Here is a 20,821-nt window from a genome sequence, read left to right as displayed (position 1 = left end):
CAGGGGGAACCTGTGTCCACTTCCACGACTGCCCGCCGTCTGGCCGCCGTTGTCCTCACCACCGCCGCTCTGGGCGGGGTGGCGGCACTGCCCGCGTCCGCCGCCGGCCACCCGGCCCCGCAGCACCGGCCCGACGTGCGGATCAGCCGGGTGCAGTACGACTCCCCCGGCCGTGAGGACGGCTCCAACCGCTCCCTGAACCGCGAATGGGTGGAGATCACCAACACCACCCGCCACGCGGTCAACCTCGGCGGATGGACGCTGTCGGGCCGCGACCACCACACCTACACCTTCCACCACTACCGCCTGGGCGCCCGCGCCACGGTCCGCGTCCACACCGGCATCGGCCACGACACCCGCACCGACCTCTTCCAGGACCGCCGCCACTACGCGTGGGACAACCACTCCGACACCGCCGTCCTGCGCAACGACCACGGCCGCACCGTCGACATCGCCTCCTGGGGCCGCCGACACCGCTGACCATCCGTCTGCGCGTACGTGACCGGCCCCCCAGGGGCCGGCGCCGCGCACGCTCCATCCGGCGGTGCGCCGCAGCCCCTCGCGGGCGCGGCGCACCGCCGACGCATTGGCGAAGAACGGCAGAGGCGCCTTGCAGACCTACACGGTCGAGGCAAGCCCTGAGTGGCCCCCCTCACATCGGCTGGGCTTCCGGCCGACTCCGCGAGGCGCGATCCTGGTAGGCCGAGCGATGATCAGCGAACAAATGCGGGCCGGTGCGCATCTCACGCTTCGTGAAGCCCACCTCATGCTCATACGGCCCTGGGCGCGACGGGAACCGTCGCGCCTCCCGAAAGGAGGCCAGGCGATGAATCCCCCGTCGTACCGTGACCGCAGAAGCGCGACAGTGCCGCCGCGGCTCCCCGGCCGGGCCACGACCACACGCAGACTGAGCGCCGCTGCCGCCGTGGCGGCAGTGCTCCTGGCGGGCTGTGGCACAGGTACCCCCAAGGCGGCCCCGCACCCCAGTGGCCCCGACACATCCCTCGCCTCGCCCGCCGCACCTTCCCACTCGTCTTCGGCTCTCGCCCCGTCCGGCGTGCCCTCCTCCCTCGCCCCGTCCGGCGCTCCTTCCCTCTCCCCCTCGTCCCTCGCTCCGGACCTCGCCGCCACCGCCACCGCGTGCACCAACACCACGAAGCTGACCGCGTGGTCGAACCGCCGGCTGGCCATGCTGACCATCGCCGTCCCGGTGTCGGAGACCTCGGTGTCCGACGTCACCTCCGAGGTGAGCGCCGGTGCGGGCGGTGTGCTGCTGTTCGGCAGCAAGGCGCCGTCCGATCTCGGCTCCCGGCTGACCACCCTGAAGTCCCATGTACCCGGCCGCCTGGGCCTGCTGGTGATGACCGACGAGGAGGGCGGCGGCATCCAGCGCATGTCGAACCTCGTCGGAAACCTGCCCTGGCCCTCGTACATGGGCGCGCACTGGACCCCGGCCCAGATCCAGCAGAACGTCGCCAAGGTCGCCGCCAAGATGGCCGCCGCCCAGGTGAACATGGACCTCGCACCGGTGGTCGACGTCGACGGCAGGAACGTGGCCCCCGGCCGGACCAACCCCGACGGATGGCGGTCCTTCAGCGGCAACACCTCGGTGGTCTCCAAGGACGGTGTCGCGTACATGAACGGGTTGCGCGACGGACACGTGATACCCGTCGTCAAGCACTTCCCGGGCCTCGGTGGCTCCACCTACAACTCCGATTTCGGCCCCGCCCGCACCCTGCCCTGGCCCACCCTGCAGAAGGTGGGCCTCCCGCCGTTCACAGCGGCCATCAAGGCGGGCGCCCCGGCGATCATGGTCTCCAACAACATCGTGCCGGGCCTCGGCACCAATCCGGCGAGCCTGTCCCCCACCGCCATCAGCTACGAGCTGCGCGGCAAGCTGGGCTTCAAGGGGCTGGTGGTCACCGACTCGCTCAGCGCCAAGGCGATCTCCGCCGCCGGCTTCAGCGTCTCCTCCGCCGCCGTCCAGGCCCTGCGCTCCGGTGCCGACATGGTCATGTTCGACCTGGGGACCAATGTCAGCTCCCAAACGTCCTCGATCGCCACGGCGATCACCAATGCGGTGGCCGGCGGACACCTCGCCCGCAGCCGCCTCATCGAGGCGGCGGGGCACGTCCTGGCCGTCCGGCACGTGAATCTCTGCTCCTGAGCGGGAGCCGATCGCACCCCTTGCCCGGTGACTCCCTGCGTTCCCTGCCTGGCCCGGCGCGAACCCGGCACACGGGTCGGGGGATCCGCCCTCGGCACCGCGCACAGCCTGCACGATCTGAGCGTGTGCCGGGAGCGCGCCGCCCTGGCGGCCTGGGACGAGAGGGATGTGGCCGGGTCGCTCCGGTTCGACCGGAGCGGCGGCGGACCGAAGCTGCGGTCGGCGACACCGCTACATAGGCCTGGGCGCCCTGCCACGTGTGGGGCGCCCAGGCCGGCTTTCGGCTCGCATGCGGGGGCAGGCCCACCGCGAGGGGGCGAGCCTGACCCCGCACGACGGCGCCGGCCTCCCCCCGGAGTCCAGGCGCCAGACCCCGCCCGGGGTCACTCTCTTCAGCGGTCTGTGCGGCTGCTGTGTCACGGGTGACGGCAGATGGTTGCAGGACCAACGCTCCCGTGAAGCCGGCCACTTGGGTACGTCACATCCGGGTCACACCCTTCACGGCAGCCGCGCATGGCCGACACGATGCGCGCCAGACGCCACCTCGGGATGGGCCCTGACCTGGTCTTACAACGCTCTCGTCCGGCCCCGTCGTCCGGCCATGCCGGCCGGACGACGGGGCCGGACGCTCATCGAGGCCGAGGAGTCCGACACCCAGGCGCAGGCACACGTCACCGGCCCCCCGGCCACCGGTCCACGCCTGCTTCAGTGATCCAGACCCGAGCTGACGAACGGCTCACGTGCAGGTCACGGGCGGCGCCCAGTGCTTGACGTGAGTCACCTCTCTCCTCCCGACATTGATCAACGAGGTGGCCATCAGGCGCCAAGATCACCAGGCGGGTGAGATCTGATACGCCGTCAGAGGGTCAGATTCCGGCCGTCGCCGGGACAACCGGCTCCCCTTAGAACACCTCCCTTAGCGTTCGGACGCGAGGAGATCCCCCGATTCACCGGTGGGATCCAACCAGGCTCCCCCACGGCCATAAGGACTCTTCCGTGCACTTCGCACCCAAAGCCGGCGGCACACTCGCCGCCATCACGCTGGCCCTCGGGCTGGCCGTACTCCCCGCCCCCGCCTACGCCGCACCGATCACCTGCGACGAAGCCGCCCTCGTAGCCGCCATCGACACCGCCGATCTGGCGGGCGGCGGCACCATCGACCTGGCGCCGAACTGCGTCTACTCCCTCGACAAGATCGAGCCTCCCACCGGCGGCAGCGGACCGAACGGGCTACCGGTGATCACCGAGCCCATCACCATCAACGGCTCCAACTCCGTCATCGAACGCGCCGCCGCACCCCTCACCCCGAACTTCCGCATCTTCGAAGTCGGCGGCACGGACGGCGAGCTCACCCTCAACCGCGTCACCCTGCGCAACGGACACCTCGGTGACGAGTACGGCGGCGCCGTCCTCGTCGACGCCGGCCGCGTCCTGTCCGTCAACAACAGCATCCTGACCGGCAACACCGCCCACGAGGGCGGCGCCGTCGCGTCCTTCGGAGGCAGCAGCACCACGATCTCCAGCAGCATCGTCAGGAACAACGCCGTCAACTGGGGCGGCGGAGGCCTGTACACCCTTGGCGGCAGCGTCACCGTCCGCTCCACGATCGTGTCGGGCAACGAGGCCCACCACGGCGGCGGCATCCACAATCTCGGCACCCTGCTCATGCAGTCCAGCTACGTGCGGAACAACTCCGCCCAAGCCGAGGGAGGTGGTGTCTATGACGTCGGCACCGGGACGATCAGCAGCAGCAGCGTGCAGAACAACACCGCCGACGTCGGCGGCGGCGTCTTCAACCTCGCCGGCTCTCTCACCGTCAACTCCAGCACCATCAGCGGGAACAGCGCAGCCGACGAAGGCGGCGGGATCCGCAACTTCGCCACACTTGACGTCAACTCCTCCAGCCTCGCGGCCAACAAGGTCACCGCTGCCGACTCCCGGGGTGGCGGGCTCTACAACGGCGCGGGCACCGCGACCCTCACCAGCAGCTCCGTGCTGGGCAACAGCGCGGTGCTCGAAGGCGGCGGCATCTTCGAGAATCCCGGCAGCACCGTCGACCTGATGGGTAGCTCCATCGTCGGCAACACACCGGACAACTGCCGACCCTCCGGCGCCGTCCCGGGCTGCGCTGACTAGATGGACGCTTGAGCGGGGGCATCGGCGCAGCCCGTGCCGTGCCACCTGGCGAAATGTCAGCGGACGGGCCGACGTTCCGTGATCTCCTGAAGCACCCAACCGTTGCCGTCCGGGTCGCTGAAGGTGGCATAGGAGGCATAGGAGGTGCGGTCGGGGTGCGGGCCGGCGATCCGCTCCTGGCCTGCGCCGCGGTGGACGGCGTCTCCGGACTCGTGGCCATGGTGGAGAAGTCCTCCGGCGTCGTGGACCACCTCGCTCACGTCGATGCCGCGGCCGACGAGCTCCGCGCGCGCCTTTCGACATCCGAGACGACGAGGTACAGGCCCTGGGCGGAGCCGGGGTCGGCGGAGATCATGCCCTTGCCGAAGAGGATCGAGCACGCGGAGCCGGGCGGCGTGAAGTGCACCAACCGGTAGTCGTCACTGAACGTGTTGTCGACATCCAAGCGGAATCCCGCCGCCTCGTAGAAGTTCTTGGCCCGAACGACGTCGGAGACGGGCAGCACGATGGCTTCGAGTTCAGATCCATCTCTTTTCACCTTCATGGAATCGAATTCCGAGAGAACGCGATATCGGTGGAGCAGGTGGAGACCTGGGACTCGATGCGTCACCTGTGAAATCGATGGCATCGACGTCTCCGCCAACTGCCGCAGCCGAAGAGCTGCAGGACGCCCGGAATCGGGCACGGGCACTCGTAAGGGGAGCTCAGGAGCTCAGGGAGGCGGCCGATAAGCGCCATGCCGGTCTGCCCCGAGCGCGGCTGGTGCGCATGCGGAAGGAACAGCCCCATCCTTCCGTGCTCGGCACCGCTCCTTCCGTGCTCGGCACCACGTCGCTCGGACTGCTGTGCCGAGGCGCGTGTGTCCGGTGGAGGCCCCACTCATCACTGCGTCGCGGGAGCGGACCCGACCTGCGGGGCCGGGGCCTCTCCGGCCGCGGTGAGTGCCGTGACCAATTCCTCCAGGTCAGCCCCGAGGGGGGTGTCGCAGTCCCAGACGGCCTCGTAGGCGATCTCGACGGGTTTCCCCGCCTGGAGGAGGGGACGGCAGCTCGTGTGCTCGTGTGTGATCTTGGAGCGGGGCAGGAGTGCCGCACCCAGGCCTATCGCCGCCCACTCGTCCACCGCCCGGAAACTGGCGGCTTCGCCGGGGTACGTACGCAGCGCCAGGTCGTCGCTTTGGAAGAGCTCGGTGGTGAAGGTGGTCAGTCCGCAGGTACTGGGCCCGAGGATGTAGGCGGCGTCGGCCACGGCCTTGAGTTCGACCGGGCTGTCGTCCCCGGAGGCGGCCGGGTCGATCACGACCACCGGTTCGCGGGCGATGACGCGGTGCCGGAACGTGGGCATCCCCGCCACAGCCGGGACGAGGACGATGTCCAGGCGGCCTGCCTGGAGGTCGCTGGTCAGGGGCTCGAGATCCCCCTCCCGCAGGACCAGGTCGCGTGGACGCGTCAGGCCACGGGCGGCCTGGAACGTCCGGGCGACCAGGTCGGCCCCGATCAGGGGTGACACGCCCATGCGGATCGCTTCGGTGACCGGACGGGCCAGCCGCTGGGTCTCGGCGAGAAGAGTGTCGAGGTCGTCGAGGACGTCGTCGATCAGCGGCAGGATCCGCGCGCCATGTGCGGAGGGCTTGACTCCGCGCGGTGAGCGATCGAAGAGCTTGATGCCGAGCTCCTCCTCCAGCCGTGCCACGCCGTTCGACAGGGCCGGCTGCGTCACCCCGTAAGCCCGCGCGGCCGCGCTGAAGGACTTCGTGCGGGAGACGGCCTGGGCGTAGCGCAACGCTTCGATGTTCACGATGACGATTCTCATCTCTGCGGTATAGCGACCCGTTATACCCGCATTCGCCCTGATCCTCTACCGGAGCCGCATGGAGCGCCCTACAGTCTGAGACGTTCCCGGACATTCGGGGATCAGTTAATACCGAAGGCCCGGGCCGTCACCCGAGCCAAACCTCTTCAATTCATCTGACACTCATCCGGCGACCCGGTGTCCGGCACGCAGAGCTTCACGCTCTTCATAAGTGACTCGGCCACCTTCGACATGGCGCTTGCGCAGCACAAGCACAAAGCGAATCTACGGCGCTCAGGATGAGCACTCGCCCACTGCCTCTGGGCGTACGTCATTTCCACATCCCCCTTTTATCCGGTTATCCAGAAACAACCCAAGCGCGAGCCCGTACGGCTCGCTGCGATCCGTGCAGAACACGCATCGAGGAGCACACGCATGCCCAGCAACACTCCCGACTTCACCGGGCAGAAGGTCATCGTCATCGGCGGTACCAGCGGTATCGGGCTGGCTTCCGCCCGCCGTGTCCTTCAGGGCGGTGGCAGTTCCGTCGTCACCGGCCGGAGCCAGACCAGCGCCGCCAAGGCCACGGCCGAGCTGGCCGAATTCGGAAACGCCGTCGGCCTGGCCGCCGACCTGTTCGACCGCGCCGCGGTGGATCGCCTGCGCGACGAGCTGACCGAGCAGCACGCCGACGCCACCCTGCTCGTCAACGCCGCCGGTGTCTTCGAGCCCAAGTCCTTCCTGGAGCACGCCCAGGACGACTACGACCGCTACCAGGCCATCACCCGAGCCTTCTACTTCGTGACCCAGACCGTCGCCGGCAACATGATCGCCCGCGGCAACAAGGGAGCCGTCGTCAACATCGGCGGCATGCTGGCGCACCAGGCCATGGCCGCGACACCGTCCTCGGCGTACTCCGTGGCCAAGGCCGGCCTGCACTCCCTGACCCAGCACCTGGCCATGGAACTCGCCCCGCACGGCATCCGGGTCAACACCGTGGCCCCTGCCGTGGTCCGAACCCCCATCTACGAGGCGTTCATCCCCAAGGACGAAATCGACTCCACGCTCGACGGGTTCAACAGCTTCCACCCTCTCGGCCGCGTCGGAACCCCTGACGACGTCGCTCCCGCCGTGGCCTTCCTCCTGTCGGACCAGGCCGACTGGGTCACCGGCGCCACCTGGGACGTCGACGGCGGCGTCAGGGCCGGACGCAACATCTACTGACCGGCCGTCACCCGCCCGCTCCCCCAGACACCCACCCGACTGTGGGACGCCACCACGTCCCGCACCCCGTCGGCCGACATCACAGGAGCGCATCGTGTCCTACCACGAGCACACCGACCACCAGTACGCCAAGCACATACGCGCCGGCGCCCCCGATGCCTTCAAGACGTTCATGGCCTGGGACACACAGGTCCTGCGCGGCACCAACAAGGCCATCGCTCCCAAGCACACCGAACTCATGGCCGTGGCCGTGGCGCTGACCACCCAGTGCGCGTACTGCATCGAGGCGCACACCAAGGCCGCGCATTCCGCGGGCGCGACCCAGCAGGAACTGGCGGAGACCGTCATGATCGCCGCGGCACTGCGCGCGGGTGGCAGCTATGCGCACGGCTTCATGGCCATGAAGTTCTTCGACCAGGCCGAGCAGGGCAGCGCCCCGTGAGCCCTTTCCGACCTCGCCTCGAGCACGTGGGGGCGGGGACGCATTCACCAGGTCGGTGACCTGGTTGTGCTGCAGCAGGGCTTGAACAAGAGGGGTCAGGACTTGCAGAGCGTTCTGAAACCTCTTGGGGTCTTACTTCCAGTGGCTTCCAGTGGTTGGAGATCGGACCTTCCCCAATTCGGACAACGGTCCGTGACTTCTCAACGACAGACCTAAAGCGCGCCCTAGAGGAGTCGAACCTAGGATATTTGGATCGGCAAGGCTTCATGACCCAGAAAGGCAAGCCGTCATGCATTGCTTTGACTGCGTTGCCGAGAGTCGTGCTTCGACCGTCCCACCAGGCGCGCCTATTGCTGTAGCCGCTTGCGCTCGGTGCGGGGCCGGGATCTGTGGCGGGCACCTGCATGTCACCAGCGACCCGCTTCCCGGCCCGCCCGGCTCCTCCACCCACATGCCCGAAGCCAGACGAATGACATGCGGACTGTGCTACGAAGCGGAGCATGCTGCCGCCGGTCGTGTGTAAGCACCACCACCAGCCGTAGCCGGGCCTGACGGGGAACTTGTCGGCACCTGGCACGTCTACGCCGCGGGGGCGGCACCGCCGCAAGCAGCTGACGCGAGCGTTGTGGAGACGGCTCGGCAACTCGGCCGAGCAACGGGCGAGACGGCCCCGATCACCCACTTGAGCTGGACGGTTTCGTTTGAATCACGGACGGACCTGACCGCCACGATTGGCCTTTACGTGGGCGGCCTCCAATGATCGACTCGGAGTCTCATGGACAGGCTTCTGGGGAGGGGTCACGGGGATGGGGGAGGGCGCAGCCGTGCGCACCGCCGAGGAGATTTCTCGGTCGTGCCCGGAGTGTGGGGCCGAGATCCGCGGACAGCAGATACGTCGCCTGGTGCGCGGTCTGTGACTGGAACGTGGACCCGGAAACGCCGCACCAGGAGCAAAACCGGCTGGACAGGGCGCGGCGTGTCCTGTCGCGACGGCACGGCGAGAAACTCCTGGCGGAGGTGACGGCCGGCGGAAGCCTGCGCGCCCGGCGCGACGCCTCCTCGCTGCTCGCCATCGCCATCGCCCTCGCCGTACACGGCAGGCGTCACCGTGGCCCTCGTCTTCGGCGGCCTCTGGTGGCTGGTGCGCGGATGAGGCGACATGGGCATGGTGCTGGGACTACCCTCCTCGGGGTCGCGTGGCCCTTCAGACCGCGGGCCGCGCGGTTGCCCAAGACAGACCAGGTTCTGCACCGTGGCGATGCGCCCGAGCTCTACGCGCTGGTCGACGAGGTCGCCCGGGTGGTCGGCACCCGCGGTGTCGACGAGGTCAGGGTCGACGCGCAGGTCAACGCGAGCGTCATGACCCATGGCGTGCGCGGGCGGCGACCGCTGACGCTGGGGCTGCCCCTGTGGGAGATCCTCACGCCGCAGCAGAGGATCGCACTGCTCGGCCACGAACTCGCCCACTGCAGCACCGGCGACACACGCCAAGGTCTGGTGCTGTCGACGGCGTACCGCTCGCTGACCACCTGGCACTACTACTTCATCCCGATAGCCAAGCCGTCCGCCGTCGAAATGCTCGTCAACCTGCTCTACATCGTGCCCCGGCTGCTCCTCCAGGGCGTTCTGACGCTGCTGGACCACCTGACGCTGCGGGCCGCCCAGCGAGCCGAGTACCTTGCCGACCGCGAGGCCGCCCGCGCGGCGTCCACCGAGGCGGCGGTGGGCCTGGTGGACCGGCTGCTGGTCACGGATTCCGCCGCCGTCGCCCTCCGGCGCGAGGCCGGCCAGACCGCCCTCGCCGGACCGCGCGGCGCCCGCACGGTCGAGGCCAAGCCGGAGGAGATCTGGGAGCGGCTCAGAGCACACATGGCATCGATCCCCGAGTACGAGTACGAGCGGCAGCGACGTGTCTGCTCGCCGGCCCACCCGCACCCGCTGCCGTGGCGACGGACGACGAACGGCAACAGCGGATCAACGCTGAACTCGCCGGGGCCCGCGTCGCGGTGGCCCGCCGCATTGTCCGAGACGGCTTCGACGGCTAGGCCCTGTCCCGAAGCCAGAACCGACACCGGGCCGTGCGAAGCGAACCGGCGCCCTCAGACGACGACAACTGGCCCGGACATCCGCGCAGATGACAGGGCCAGCCACGGCAGGCCGCCGCACGGGAGAGCCTTGGCTCACCACTTCCACCAGGACACGGTGAGCCGGGCACGGCCCTTACTCGCCGCCTCACCGCCGGCAAGCACTTGATCGAAAGCCGTCAGTGCGACTGTCTGCCGATCGCACATACGCCGGGGTCCGGATACCCGACCTCACCGGTCAGGCGCGGGAGCGGCGAAAGAACTGGCACCACCGGTTGTCGTCGGGGTCGCCGAGTACGGGCACGGAGGGTGATCGAGTCCCTGGCGGGCACGACCACTGCTGTCAACGGCGATGAGTCGCACAAGACGCACTTCCCTGGCGCGGCCAAGGCAGCCAGCCGGCCAGTGATCAAGGTCACCGGGCGTGCCACGACCGTGCCGGAACGGACGGGGGAACGGTGGGAACTCACGTGAGCCGAGAACGAGAGCGGCCCCCGACCAGACTTGCTGGTCAGGGACCGATTCCCACTAGCGTGTCGGCGCCAGGATTCGAACCTGGGAAGGCTGAGCCGGCAGATTTAGAGGCCGCGCGGCTACGGGGTGCTGGCCTGCACGTTTCGTGGCTCACTGCTAAGGCGCCCCATGGATGCCCCAGGTAGACCGCCTAGAGCTCTGTTACCCAGGCCGGACAAGTGCAGGATCGCGATCCGCGCGATGCCATGAGTGTCGGGCCATGGACGGAGTTCTAGCTGGTCGGCGGCCAGTTTAGGGAGCAGCTCACGTGTTACGCGGCCGCGGCGGAGTCCGGAAGCGTGCGCCGCCGGGCTCTCCGGGCACCGTCAGTCGGAGATCCCGTCCAATCAGCTTCGTTCCCAGGCCAAGAACGTGCGCGCCATGAGGCTTTTGCAGCTCAGGCCGACTTGGTGAGCGCCGCCCTCGGCGAGGTCGGCCAGAGGCACGAGATCGTTCGACGACCACTGCTGGCGACGTACGACGGCCCGACGAGCTAGCACTGGAGCTGCCCGCGCTGGTCGGCTCGCTCGACCCGGGATTCGGCACCGTCACGCGCGTCACCGTCGGCACCGCCGCTTGGCCCGCCGCACCTCGTACCGTCATGACGCCTGGCCACGCGATCGAGGTGGCCCTTACAGACGTCGATTTCGAGGCGCATGCCATCGTCCTGGACGTCGGCACCGTGCATCGGTGGCAACTGCTGGTCATCCCACCCGTTCAGCCTCTTGGAACGGCCACCCTGGCTGCTGGATGCCGCCACCGACCCCGAGATCCGCCTGACAGCCCCGCAAATGTTGGCTCTCGCCGAGGCCGGGTTCAGCGGCGAAGCCGCCGGGAAGCCAGAAGGGCAACCGGGAATCGCGTGAAAGACCCGCTGTCGGCAAGCGACCAGCTCAGAGCGGTGCACCCACCATCACCGCATGCCGCTTCGGCCCGAGTGACGGCGGTCCTCCACCGGGACGCCGCAGCGCGGGGTCCCGGGTCCAAAAAGCAGCGACGACAGGCGTGGGCATACGCTTCAAGAAGGGACGTACGTGCAGGAAGAGGCGTGCGTGGAGGCGTAGTGGCACGCGGGCCCCAGGATTCCGGTGACTGCTTGTGCGCCCTCAACACGCCTGCCGGAGGTACGCCATGGATCATGAACCCTTGCCCTCCCCAGACCATGCTGAGGTCCGCATCATCGCAGCAACGCCAGAGGTCGCCCGTCGCGTCGCCCAAGTACTGCGTTGCTGCTTCTCTTCGACCGAACAACGCAGCTACCCAGCCGGCCGCGAAGGGGCGACCCGTCTCCACCTCATCATTGACACCGCTCATACCGCGCAGTCCGCAGGATCCTGGCTGACCTCGAGCGCATCATCCTTCGCGGAACACGATCCCAGTGACGAGGTGTGACCGGACGGTGAGAACGCGAAGCCGCCGACCCCAACGTCGCCCGCACCGTCGGCCACAAGCCCTGGAGCGACAGCCATGACGACACTCCGTGAACGCAAGGCCTACCGCAAAGCGGTTCTCCGATCTCTGTACGGAGCCGTCGAATGCAATCGCCCCGAGGTCGGTGGAGCGACACTCCGCGACGAGCTCCACGTACCCGACGAAGATCTCACCGCGGCCTGCGCCTTCCTCGTCGGCGAAGGACTGATCACCGTCGACTGGACATCGCACAACACCCCCGCCACCGTCTCGCTGACTCACGACGGCATCCGCATCATGGAGGAGGAAGAAGAGTCAGAATCGACTACTCAGGGTGACCAATAAAGGGATCGTCCTCGAATGTTCGGCAGCCGCTGGCCACCCATCCTCGTCCAGATCAGGCTTCGCAGTGGTAGGTGCACTGCCGGAATCTACCGTAGTTACCCAGACGGGCGAGGGAGCGTCGGCGGCAACAGGCCGCCCCGGATCCCACGGCATCGGTGTCCGCCCACTCAGCGGCGTCTCCGTCCCGTGGCGGTTCACTCGCTTCGCATCGCCGGACGTCGAGGATGAGCGAGCAGCTTTACAGACCGCGCCAGCGGCGCGGCTTGATCAGCACTCGCGCGCTGGAACCGACCAGTCGCCCCACACCTGCCCCACATGGCAAGACCCGCTGCGGCGCCTGCACGATGATCGCTGCGCCTCAAAGCGACTGCTCGCCACGCGCACATTCGCGTGGCTCGCGCTGCTGTAACACCCCAACCGGGGCTAGGCGCACCGACAACCGACTCAGTTGTGATCGATCCACTCGCTGAGTCTGATCCTCACCTGGTGGTTGTGGTCGGTGTGCCAAACGACCTCGCCACTGACCTGAGCTCCCAGCGCTGGAAGGCTTGCACCGGACGACATGGAGCCAATATCTGCCAGCCCGAGCGCGTTCGGCGCATCGTCGATGCGAATGAAGACTCCGAAGGGCCGGCGACCGATGACCTGACCAGTGATGCGGGTGCCTACGGGGAGCGCGGCCACGGTTGCTGACCACTCTCGGCGGACTTGTTCAGGGGAGGGATCGTTGGGCCAGGCGTATTCGGTCATGAGCCGATCCTGTCAGTGGAATGACGCGCGGGGGGGGACCCTAGTTTGGAAGATCGCGTAACTGGAATCGGGCTGACCTGGCAAGACGCTGACCTGCGAGTCTCCGAGCGACTCGCCGACGTTCCCCGCTGTTCCCCGCCTATGGCCGTCCGATCGGGCACGCAGGGGGCACACGTGGCCTTCTCCCGGCCTTCCCGGCTGCGAGTGCGTCTCTCCCCATACTGAGCCTGCTCGGCGCTTACGCGGTCGGCGGAGCCTCACGAGCCCAGTCGAAAGGCATCGGCGCGCCCTGCGGGATCACCCAAGGGTTGGGATAGCGAGCGTGACAACCGGTGCAGCGTGCGACGAACGGACCGACCTCGGGGTTCGTGAGAACGCTGTAGTGGCTGGAGGGCTGAGCCGGAAGCATGTGCCCGTTCGCCGTCGTCTCCAAGCCGGGCCACTCCGGCGAGCATTGGCACGGGCGCTCTACCACGAACGGGTCGCCGTCAGGAGTCTTGGTCGTGGTCTTGAAGAGCTTGGCGAAGTTCTCGCGTATCGACACGGCGGCGGCCCCCCGTCACTGCGCCCGGCTCTCGGGCCCCCAGACAGTAACTGAGGTCGGCGGAGTCCATGACCTTCATTAAGTCAGCGGGCGCTGTCCACCAGCTGAGGGAGTTCGGGCACGGCTGGGGCACGGACAACTTCTACTCCGTAACTCTATGTGAACGGGGCAGGGTCGGGTACTTCAGGAGTCGTTCCGGCGTCCCACTGAAGACGCGTACTTCGCCGGGGAGGTGCCTATGGATGCGGTGAAGTCGCGGGTGAAGTGTGCTTGATCGGCGTAGCCCAGTTCGGCGGCGAGAGCGGACCAGTCCTGCGGGTCGGTGGCCGCACGTGCGGCGGCTTCCTGCATGCGGGCTCGCCGGATCACCCACTTGGGTCCGATGCCGACGTATTCGGCGAACAGCCTCTGCAGCTGGCGCACGCTCATGTCGGCGATCGCGGCCAGCTGGGACACCCGTAGAACAGCAGGGTCGGTGCTGATCGTTTCGACCAGCCTGGCCGCCTTGTCGATGACAGGGTCGGGCGTGGGCCGGAAGTCGCGCAGGAGCGTGGCTGCGCGGTGGAGCGCGGTGGGCACGCAGGGTTCGGTGATGATGGCGTCTGCTGCTGCCCGCGCTGCCGGGCCGAAGATCTCTTCGATGTCCAGGACTCGGTCGGTGAGGGTGGACACCGGGGCAGTGAGGAAGGGGCGGAAGCCGCCGGGTCGGAATCGCAGGCCGAGTGCCCGGCCGGTGCCAGAGATCTCTCGGGTGAACGTGTCGCTGACGATGCCTGTGATGTGGGCCTGCCCGCCGGTGGTGAAGGTGAGGTGGACCACCGGGTGAGTGAGGACTTGCTGCCGGTGTGGTTCGGTCAGTTCCCAGTGGAGGATCCAGTACCCGTCCACGAATGGGGTCAGATCCGCTGGGGCCGGCTCGTGGTCGAGTCGGAACCGCTCAGCCGCGGTGCGCGGGTCGAGGATGGCCCGCTGTCGCGTTTGTTCAATACCCGTCATCGTCGTCCTGTCTACCGTGCCTGACGGCAAGCGGGGAAGGGATGACGTGGAGACGAGATCTGTGATGGCCCGAGCCGCCGAATCGGCGGTGGACATCGTCCGAGGGATCGGGCCGGACGCGTTCGACGGGCGAACACCCTGTCCGGAGCTGAAGGTCGGTTCGCTCCTGAATCACCTGATCTTCTTCACCGGTGTGCGGGGGCACGCCGCGGGGCTGAAGCACCCCCCGCAGGCTCCGAACGAAGTGGCGGAGGAGCATGACTTCACCGCGGAGCCGGATTGGGCCGAGGCGTATGCCGCCCGGTCGGCGGCGACCGCCGCCGTCTGGAGTGCTCCGGAGGCATGGGCTGGCGAGACGGCGCTGACCGGGAGCGGGCGGATGCCGGCCCGCTTCATCGGTGGGATCGTGCTGGGCGAGTGGCTGCTGCACGGCTGGGACCTGGCGGTGGCCACCGGGCAGAAGCTGAGCGTGGACGACGAACTCGCGGCAGTGCTGTACGAGGACATCGCCGGCAAGGCCGAGATGGCCAGGCAGTACGGGGTGTTCGGCCATGAGGTCAGCGTGCCGCCGACCGCGCCGCTGTTTGACCGCGCTCTGGGACTGGCTGGCCGTGATCCGTCATGGAAGCGCCCGGCCGACCGCATGTGAAGGGGCGCAAGCAGCCGCTGCACCCTCGAACGGCCCGGAGACGGCCCGGCTGAGGCACCACGGCAGATTTACACTCCGCGCGGAGGACGACCACCAAGCTGCGGATTCCCAGCCGCCCGCGACGGTCACCCCACGCCTGCCCCACCGGAACGTGATTCTGGTGGGCCGTCGCACCGGTCGGCCAGGATCATCGCCACATCGTCCGCCAGGTCGCCGCCTGTGTGACGGATCAACGCCTGGTGCAGTTGCTCCAGGAGTTCCGGTGGGCTCGAGCCGACACCCAACCCCTCCACGGCCTCCGGCAGAGCGAAGAATTCGCCTTCGCGGTTGCGGGCCTCGATCACACCGTCGGTGTACAGCAGCAGACGGTCACCGGGGAGGAACGCATAGCTTTCAGGCTTCTCCGGGAGGTCGGTGATGAGGTCCTCGAGGCCGAGAGGCGGCGACGGCAAACTCGGCAGGAGTGGTGAAGCTCTGCCCTGGTGCAGCAGCAGCGGTGGTGGATGTCCACGGTTGACCAGCTGCACCACGGGTTCGTCCGGCACCTGCGCGATGAGGGCCGTGGTGAACCCTTCCAGCAGAACCTCCTGACCATATGCACCCGGGACGGCGACTTCCCGTCGCAGCGCAGCCGCGCAGCGGTTCATGACCTCTACCAGGTCGTCCTCATAGTGCACGGTTTCCCGGAACGCGCCCAGTGCCACTGCGACGGCTCGCACTGCGGACAGTCCTTTGCCCCGGACGTCTCCGACGATCATCCGGACGCCGTACCGCGTCTGCACGGCCTCGTACAGATCACCACCCACACGTGCCCCCGTCCCAGCCGCGAGGCACAGGCTGCCGGCCCGCAGTGGGCCCAGGTGCGCGGGCACGGGCCGCAGCACGACTTCCTGGGCCGCCACGGCGATGCTTCGGACCTGGTCTAGCTCTCTCTGCCTGCGCTCCTGCATGGCGCGGCTGGTGATGAACCCAGCCACGGAAACCAGGATCAGAGCCAGGAAGTTGCTGTAGACCTGCAGAGTGCCCCACGCCCCGTTGTACGTCGCGGTGGTCACACTGATCGCCAACGCGAGGGCCGCCGCCGCGGTGGTCCCCTTGGGCCCCAACGTCACTGCCGCCAGGGCCGGCATCGCAGTGAGAAAGGGACCGGTGTAGATGAAATGCGCAGGCGTGAGCTCGATGACCAGCACGGCCAGCGCGATCAAGAAGGGCACGCACTGCATCAGCGTGAAGAGGACCCGGTTATGACCGCCTGCTCCTGGCACCGAGGGTGATCGCAAGGGCGACCTCATGCGACAAGCCTGCCTCGCTGAAACCCACGGCTCCACCCCAGCCCGCCGCCCTGGACAGCGCGGAGACCGACCCAGCCCATCTACAGACCGCGCGGCTACCTGCCTACCACCAGTGGAAACACCGTCGCAGAACATCGCTGCCCCAGGTCTGCCCGGGGCGCCGTGACGTGCCGCCACTCGTGTCCAAGCGAGTCAATGCCGTTGGCGAGGTACAAACGGGCCGGGTTCACAGGCGCACGATGACCAGGGCGGTGTCGTCGGTGGCGTCACCGGATGGGAGCAGCTCGGTGAGTACGGCGTCGGCGAGGGCTTCGGGATCGTCGGCCTGGTGGCGGGCCAGGGAGGCGGCGAGCCGGGCGAGGCCCGTGTCGATGGCTTCGCCCCGGCGTTCGATCAGACCGTCGGTGTAAAGCACGAGGACGGCGCCCTCGCGGAACGCTGCGGCCGCCTGGATCCGGGGGCCGTGTTGAGGGCGGGCAGCCAGTGGCGGGTCGGTGGCCTGGTCCAGGAACTCGACGGTTCCGTCCCTCTGCATAAGCGCGGGTGGCAGGTGGCCGGCACAGCTGTAGGTGATCGTGCGGGTCTCCCAGTCGATGAATGCCGTGGCCACGGTGGTGTTCTCGGCGCCGTCGACGGTGCGGGCGTACAGCCCGAGGACTTCCAGGGCGCGGGCGGGGCCCTCGGCGACGAGGGAGGCGGCGGTGAGGGCGCTACGCAGTTGTCCCATGACGCCGGCCGCGGGTAGGCCGTGGCCGACGACGTCGCCGACGGCGACGGCGATGCGATCGCCGGGCAGGTCGACCAGGTCGTACCAGTCGCCGGCCACATTCAGCGCCTCGGCCGCGGGTCGGTAGCGCACGGCTGCCGGATGCCGGCCGACCGGGCGGGGAGCGGGCAGCATGGCTTCTTGCAAGGTCAGCGCGACTTCACGGGCGCGGATGAGTTCGGTGACGTCCTCCACCCGGTGCAGCAGTAGCGTCACCCGCCCGTCAGGTCCGAGCACGGGAACGTTGGTCATGTTGAAGTACCGCTCTTGCCACACTCCGGGCTGGTCGGGGTCCTCCGTGTCGTAGCGCTGCAGCGCCACGATGCTGCGCTCACCTGTGCCCGCCGTGCGGCGCAGTGACGCCAGAACTTTGAGTAGGAGAGGCTCGTTGGGGTCCTTTTCGGGGTGGTCCTCGGGCACGAAGCAACCGACCACTTGCTCGCGGGTGACGCCCCGGAAGCGCAAGAACTCCGCGTTGGCGTCCGCGTAAATCAGCTCTGGAGTCACCAGCGCCACCGCCCCGGGAAGTGCCCGGAACACCGCCGCGTAGTCGACCGCCGGTACCTTCATGACTTCCCTGCCTTGCCCCGCAGCTCTGCCTCTTTTCACGATACGAGCGGGGAGTCACGGCTCGCTCCATGATGTTGTAGGCCCAAGGGCGGCTACACACGAACGATGATCGGGTGCAGAGCTCAGGCGATGCTGGACTCGCCGACCGTGGCAGAGACGGTGAGCCCGGCCGTCAGCAGGCCGAGAAGCTTTGAGCCTGGCTGCGCGGGCCATCGCCACGGACTGTAGTTGCTGCTGACCACCCTCGGACGGCCCGGATACGCCCCCGCTCTGGCCGTCCAGCAGCTTTACAGACCTCGCGGCAGATGGCCCGTGGCCTGGTCTTTCGGCTGTTCGACGCCACGGCGCCCCACAGATGCCCCGCAGCGGCGTACCGCTGCGCGAACGCGGCTGCTCCGTCGGCGCGTTCGGCAGTTGCGGCGTGCTCGCGGGCGGCGTCGAACCAGGCGGTGTGGGCGGCTTCGTGCCACGCGAGCGTCCTGGTGGTGTCGGACTCGGCCGCCAGGGAGGCGCGCAGCACACCAGCGTCCTCGATGCCGAGGTGCCGCCTGCGGAGATGTGCGGGGACAGGCCGTGCGGGTTTCGTCGTCGGGTTCGACGGCCGGTGTCCAGGCCTCGGATCGTCGTCGCCATCTGACGGCGGTGAGGGCTGTCACAGATCGCGACTCCACGGTGTCTTATGACGCAGAGGGTTTTAACCATTTACAAATAGCGAGGACACTCATGAGCGCCGAACACTCGCACCACATCGAGAACCCCAACGCGACCACACCGCCGCCCCAGATCGACGTTATCGGCTCCGTACCCGGCGCACCGCAGATACCCGAGGGTGCCGAGGCGATGACGCTCCTGGTCACCCTCCCGCCGGGCTGCGAGGGAGCACCGCCGCACCGCCACTCCGGCCCTGCCTACGGCTATGTCCTCAAGGGCGAGATGATCTTCGAGCTGGAGGGCGAGCCGCAGCGCGTCCTCAAGGCCGGCGATACCTTCTGGGAGCCGGGCGGCGACGTCATCCACTACCAGGACGGCAACAACCTTGCCGACGCCGAGTCCGCATTCGTCGTGACGATGTTCTGCGCCCCCGGCCAACCGATGCTCATCCCGGTCAGCGCGGAGGAGCTCGAGCAGCGGCGGGATCGTCGCGCGCCTCGCCCCTGACCGCATGGGGGGGGAGGCGGTTCCGTGCCGGCCTCCCCCGGCATTCCGGCGCCCAACGACAGCCATGAACAAGACATTGAACCGTTCCGGGTTTGATCGAGACTGATGTGCCCCGGGTCTGGTGGAGTCCGGCGTCCAGCGTTAGGCCCGGCCCTTCGACCACACCGTCGGTGACCATGACCAGCGCGCTGTCCTCGTCCAGGGTGAAGGCCCCCTCGCGGTACTCGGTACCGGGCACGACTCCCAAGACCGGCCCGCCCCTGCTTGGGGGTAGCGGCAAGCCGTGGCAACGGCCGGGGCCGCCGCCACGGCACCTACAGAGCCTCCTGGCGACGATCACACACCCGACCATCCCTCATTTGAGGGGTTTTCCAGAGGTTCCATGCGCTCAACGGTGCAACATGCTACTAACGGAGCGCGACTGTGGTGTGACAGAAGACGCATACGCGGCGTTGAAGCAGACACGGGCCATCGTGCGGCCTCGGCAAGGGGGCAGCGTTGAAAGAGCTGAAGGTGGGAGACCCGCGACAGGTAGGGCGGTTCCGGATCGTCGCGCGCCTGGGAGCGGGTGGGATGGGCCGGGTGTACCTAGGGTGCTCCCCGAGCGGACGCGCCGTGGCCGTGAAGGTGGTGCGGGCGGAGCTGTTGGAGGACACGGGGTTTCGGCGGCGGTTCGCCAGGGAGGTCGAGGCGGCCCGGCGGGTGACCGGGTTCTTCACTGCGGCGGTGGTGGATGCCGATCTCGAGGGATCCCCGGCCTGGTTGGCCACCGCGTATGTGCCGGGGATGTCGTTGGAGGCGGCGGTGCGCACCCACGGGGCGTGGTCGCAGAGGTCGGTGCTGACCCTGGGAGCGGGGTTGGCCGAGGCACTGGAGGCCATCCACGGGGCCGGGCTCGTCCACCGGGACCTGAAGCCGTCGAACGTGCTGCTGTCCGCTGATGGCCCACGCCTGATCGACTTCGGAATCTCAGCCGTAGCCGGGGCGAGTGTCCTGACCCAGACCGGGACGATGGCCGGGACTCCCGGATTCATGTCGCCCGAACAGATGACCGAAAAAACGGTTGGCCCGGCCAGTGACGTGTTTTCCTTGGGTGCGGTACTGGCTTTCGCGGCCACCGGAAGCAGCCCCTTCGGGACCGGCTCTGCGCTCGCGGTGAACTTCCGTGCCGTGTACGAAGAGCCTGACCTCGGCGGGGTGCCGCCCAGCCTGGACGTGATCGGCCAGTGCCTGGCCAAGGACCCCGGCCAGCGGCCTACCGTACCCGACCTTGTGGCAGCACTGACCCGAGCGCTCGGCGAGAGTGATGGGCACACCACTGCCACCCAGGTGCTCGCCGAGGCCGGCTGGCTCCCCGATGCGGTAGCGCAGGCCCTCCTCACCCACGCCCCGCCCCCTCAGCTCCGGCGCCAGGACCAGGGGCATGACGATGGCGAGACCGCCGGCGACGGGGCCGCTGGGTCATCTGCTACCTCCGCCGATGCCTTGCCCTCACCGTCCGCAACCCCGACGGTGCCGTTCGAGCCGCGCCACCCCAACCGCAAGAAAGTCCTTGCGGTGACGGCGGCCATGCTCACTGTGGTCCTGGGCGTGGTGGCCCTCACGGTGGCGCAGACCATGCCCTGGCGCGAGAAGTCCTCCGGCCAACACGACTCCACCGTCCCGGCCAGCACTACCACCTGGCCCGGCACAAGTACGTTGCCGACCAGACCGGCTCAAGACCCGGTCTCTGACCTTTCAGGCAACCCCGTCAACGCCCCTGACATCCTCAAGACCATCACGGCAACCTCCACCTCCTCGCAGCCCCCCGCTACACCCGCAGACCTCACGAGCGGTGGAACCACCAGCAGCGAGTCGGCTGAGGGGAAAAAGGTTTCTTCGTCCACGGATTCCCCTCCCACCTCCAGCCCCAGCCCCAGCCCCACCACAATCGACAGCGGCGGCTTACTCGGCGGCCTACTCGTCGGCGGCCTACTCGGCTGAC

General features: G+C 68.3%; 17 protein-coding genes and 2 pseudogenes. 12 read left to right on the top strand and 7 right to left on the bottom strand.

Going from position 1 to position 20,821, the window contains the following annotated elements; translation table 11 throughout:
* The first annotated feature begins 12 nt into the window (after nt 1-12).
* The 3 genes from ABZ904_RS17225 to ABZ904_RS17215 all read left to right on the top strand — a co-directional run bounded on the left by ABZ904_RS17225 (nt 13) and on the right by ABZ904_RS17215 (nt 4,303).
* The gene (locus tag ABZ904_RS17225) at nt 13-480 is read left to right on the top strand and encodes a lamin tail domain-containing protein (protein ID WP_361823972.1); all 468 of its coding nucleotides are present in this window, start codon (nt 13-15) and stop codon (nt 478-480) included.
* 346 nt (nt 481-826) lie between these two features.
* A complete protein-coding gene (locus ABZ904_RS17220) occupies nt 827-2,167 on the top strand; it encodes a glycoside hydrolase family 3 N-terminal domain-containing protein (RefSeq protein ID WP_361823969.1) in 1,341 nt (446 codons plus the stop codon).
* A 996-nt stretch (nt 2,168-3,163) separates the two neighbouring features.
* The gene (locus ABZ904_RS17215; protein WP_361823966.1) at nt 3,164-4,303 is read left to right on the top strand and encodes a hypothetical protein; all 1,140 of its coding nucleotides are present in this window, start codon (nt 3,164-3,166) and stop codon (nt 4,301-4,303) included.
* Between the two features lie 56 nt (nt 4,304-4,359).
* Here the strand turns inward: ABZ904_RS17215 and ABZ904_RS17210 are convergent.
* Nucleotides 4,360-4,847, bottom strand: a pseudogene (locus ABZ904_RS17210) (glyoxalase).
* 338 nt (nt 4,848-5,185) lie between these two features.
* Nucleotides 5,186-6,115, bottom strand: coding sequence for a LysR family transcriptional regulator (locus ABZ904_RS17205; protein WP_361823964.1), 930 nt, complete (start codon nt 6,113-6,115; stop codon nt 5,186-5,188).
* A 414-nt stretch (nt 6,116-6,529) separates the two neighbouring features.
* Between ABZ904_RS17205 and ABZ904_RS17200 the strand changes: the two genes are divergently transcribed.
* The 6 genes and pseudogenes from ABZ904_RS17200 to ABZ904_RS17175 all read left to right on the top strand — a co-directional run bounded on the left by ABZ904_RS17200 (nt 6,530) and on the right by ABZ904_RS17175 (nt 12,112).
* Nucleotides 6,530-7,318 (top strand): SDR family oxidoreductase, encoded by a 789-nt coding sequence (locus tag ABZ904_RS17200; protein WP_361823961.1) that lies wholly within the window; start codon nt 6,530-6,532, stop codon nt 7,316-7,318.
* A 94-nt stretch (nt 7,319-7,412) separates the two neighbouring features.
* Entirely contained in the window at nt 7,413-7,760 is a 348-nt protein-coding gene (locus tag ABZ904_RS17195; RefSeq protein ID WP_360990440.1) for a carboxymuconolactone decarboxylase family protein, read from the top strand.
* Nucleotides 7,761-8,984: 1,224 nt separating this feature from the next.
* Nucleotides 8,985-10,013: a M48 family metalloprotease gene (locus ABZ904_RS17190; RefSeq protein WP_360990437.1), complete on the top strand. Its 1,029-nt coding sequence runs from the start codon at nt 8,985-8,987 to the stop codon at nt 10,011-10,013.
* A gap of 843 nt (nt 10,014-10,856) precedes the next feature.
* Nucleotides 10,857-11,036: pseudogene (locus ABZ904_RS17185) on the top strand (DUF5994 family protein); the annotation flags it as partial.
* A gap of 452 nt (nt 11,037-11,488) precedes the next feature.
* Entirely contained in the window at nt 11,489-11,749 is a 261-nt protein-coding gene (locus ABZ904_RS17180; protein ID WP_359409311.1) for a hypothetical protein, read from the top strand.
* A gap of 75 nt (nt 11,750-11,824) precedes the next feature.
* Nucleotides 11,825-12,112 carry a hypothetical protein gene (locus ABZ904_RS17175; protein WP_359409313.1) on the top strand — a complete coding sequence of 96 codons (288 nt, stop codon included), beginning with the start codon at nt 11,825-11,827 and terminating at the stop codon, nt 12,110-12,112.
* 444 nt (nt 12,113-12,556) lie between these two features.
* Here the strand turns inward: ABZ904_RS17175 and ABZ904_RS17170 are convergent, their stop codons facing one another.
* Nucleotides 12,557-12,862, bottom strand: a complete 306-nt coding sequence (locus ABZ904_RS17170) for a hypothetical protein (protein ID WP_360990433.1) — start codon at nt 12,860-12,862, stop codon at nt 12,557-12,559.
* Nucleotides 12,863-13,589: 727 nt separating this feature from the next.
* Complete coding sequence (locus ABZ904_RS17165) at nt 13,590-14,402, bottom strand: AraC family transcriptional regulator (protein WP_359409317.1); 813 nt, start codon at nt 14,400-14,402, stop codon at nt 13,590-13,592.
* Between the two features lie 46 nt (nt 14,403-14,448).
* On the opposite strand from ABZ904_RS17165, the gene ABZ904_RS17160 reads away from it, so the two are divergent.
* Nucleotides 14,449-15,051 carry a TIGR03086 family metal-binding protein gene (locus ABZ904_RS17160; protein WP_359409319.1) on the top strand — a complete coding sequence of 201 codons (603 nt, stop codon included), beginning with the start codon at nt 14,449-14,451 and terminating at the stop codon, nt 15,049-15,051.
* Between the two features lie 125 nt (nt 15,052-15,176).
* Here ABZ904_RS17160 and ABZ904_RS17155 read toward each other — a convergent pair whose 3' ends face one another.
* Together ABZ904_RS17155 and ABZ904_RS17150 are read right to left on the bottom strand one after the other, a co-directional pair.
* A complete protein-coding gene (locus tag ABZ904_RS17155; RefSeq protein ID WP_359409329.1) occupies nt 15,177-16,274 on the bottom strand; it encodes a PP2C family protein-serine/threonine phosphatase in 1,098 nt (365 codons plus the stop codon).
* Between the two features lie 295 nt (nt 16,275-16,569).
* A complete protein-coding gene (locus tag ABZ904_RS17150; protein WP_361823956.1) occupies nt 16,570-17,679 on the bottom strand; it encodes a SpoIIE family protein phosphatase in 1,110 nt (369 codons plus the stop codon).
* A gap of 723 nt (nt 17,680-18,402) precedes the next feature.
* Here ABZ904_RS17150 and ABZ904_RS17145 point away from each other — a divergent pair.
* A complete protein-coding gene (locus tag ABZ904_RS17145) occupies nt 18,403-18,837 on the top strand; it encodes a cupin domain-containing protein (RefSeq protein ID WP_359409323.1) in 435 nt (144 codons plus the stop codon).
* Here the strand turns inward: ABZ904_RS17145 and ABZ904_RS17140 are convergent.
* Nucleotides 18,785-19,189, bottom strand: coding sequence for a SpoIIE family protein phosphatase (locus tag ABZ904_RS17140; protein WP_361823953.1), 405 nt, complete (start codon nt 19,187-19,189; stop codon nt 18,785-18,787). The two genes, ABZ904_RS17145 and ABZ904_RS17140, sit on opposite strands and share 53 nt — an antisense overlap.
* Before the next feature lie 161 nt (nt 19,190-19,350).
* On the opposite strand from ABZ904_RS17140, the gene ABZ904_RS17135 reads away from it, so the two are divergent.
* Entirely contained in the window at nt 19,351-20,820 is a 1,470-nt protein-coding gene (locus ABZ904_RS17135; RefSeq protein ID WP_361823998.1) for a serine/threonine-protein kinase, read from the top strand.
* Nucleotide 20,821 lies beyond the last annotated feature (1 nt).

The sequence above is a fragment of the Streptomyces sp. NPDC046900 genome (assembly GCF_040644975.1).
In the GTDB taxonomy this organism is placed as follows: Bacteria; Actinomycetota; Actinomycetes; order Streptomycetales; family Streptomycetaceae; genus Streptomyces.
This window is presented reverse-complemented; position numbering and strand designations above follow the sequence as displayed.

Coding starts and splice junctions, on each gene's coding strand:
- ABZ904_RS17220 (WP_361823969.1), top strand. CDS start 827: ATGAATCCCCCGTCGTACCGTGACCGCAGAAGCGCGACAGTGCCGCCG.
- ABZ904_RS17205 (WP_361823964.1), bottom strand. CDS start 6,115: ATGAGAATCGTCATCGTGAACATCGAAGCGTTGCGCTACGCCCAGGCC.
- ABZ904_RS17200 (WP_361823961.1), top strand. CDS start 6,530: ATGCCCAGCAACACTCCCGACTTCACCGGGCAGAAGGTCATCGTCATC.
- ABZ904_RS17180 (WP_359409311.1), top strand. CDS start 11,489: ATGGATCATGAACCCTTGCCCTCCCCAGACCATGCTGAGGTCCGCATC.
- ABZ904_RS17175 (WP_359409313.1), top strand. CDS start 11,825: ATGACGACACTCCGTGAACGCAAGGCCTACCGCAAAGCGGTTCTCCGA.
- ABZ904_RS17170 (WP_360990433.1), bottom strand. CDS start 12,862: ATGACCGAATACGCCTGGCCCAACGATCCCTCCCCTGAACAAGTCCGC.
- ABZ904_RS17165 (WP_359409317.1), bottom strand. CDS start 14,402: ATGACGGGTATTGAACAAACGCGACAGCGGGCCATCCTCGACCCGCGC.
- ABZ904_RS17155 (WP_359409329.1), bottom strand. CDS start 16,274: ATGCAGTGCGTGCCCTTCTTGATCGCGCTGGCCGTGCTGGTCATCGAG.
- ABZ904_RS17150 (WP_361823956.1), bottom strand. CDS start 17,679: ATGAAGGTACCGGCGGTCGACTACGCGGCGGTGTTCCGGGCACTTCCC.
- ABZ904_RS17145 (WP_359409323.1), top strand. CDS start 18,403: ATGAGCGCCGAACACTCGCACCACATCGAGAACCCCAACGCGACCACA.
- ABZ904_RS17140 (WP_361823953.1), bottom strand. CDS start 19,189: ATGGTCGGGTGTGTGATCGTCGCCAGGAGGCTCTGTAGGTGCCGTGGC.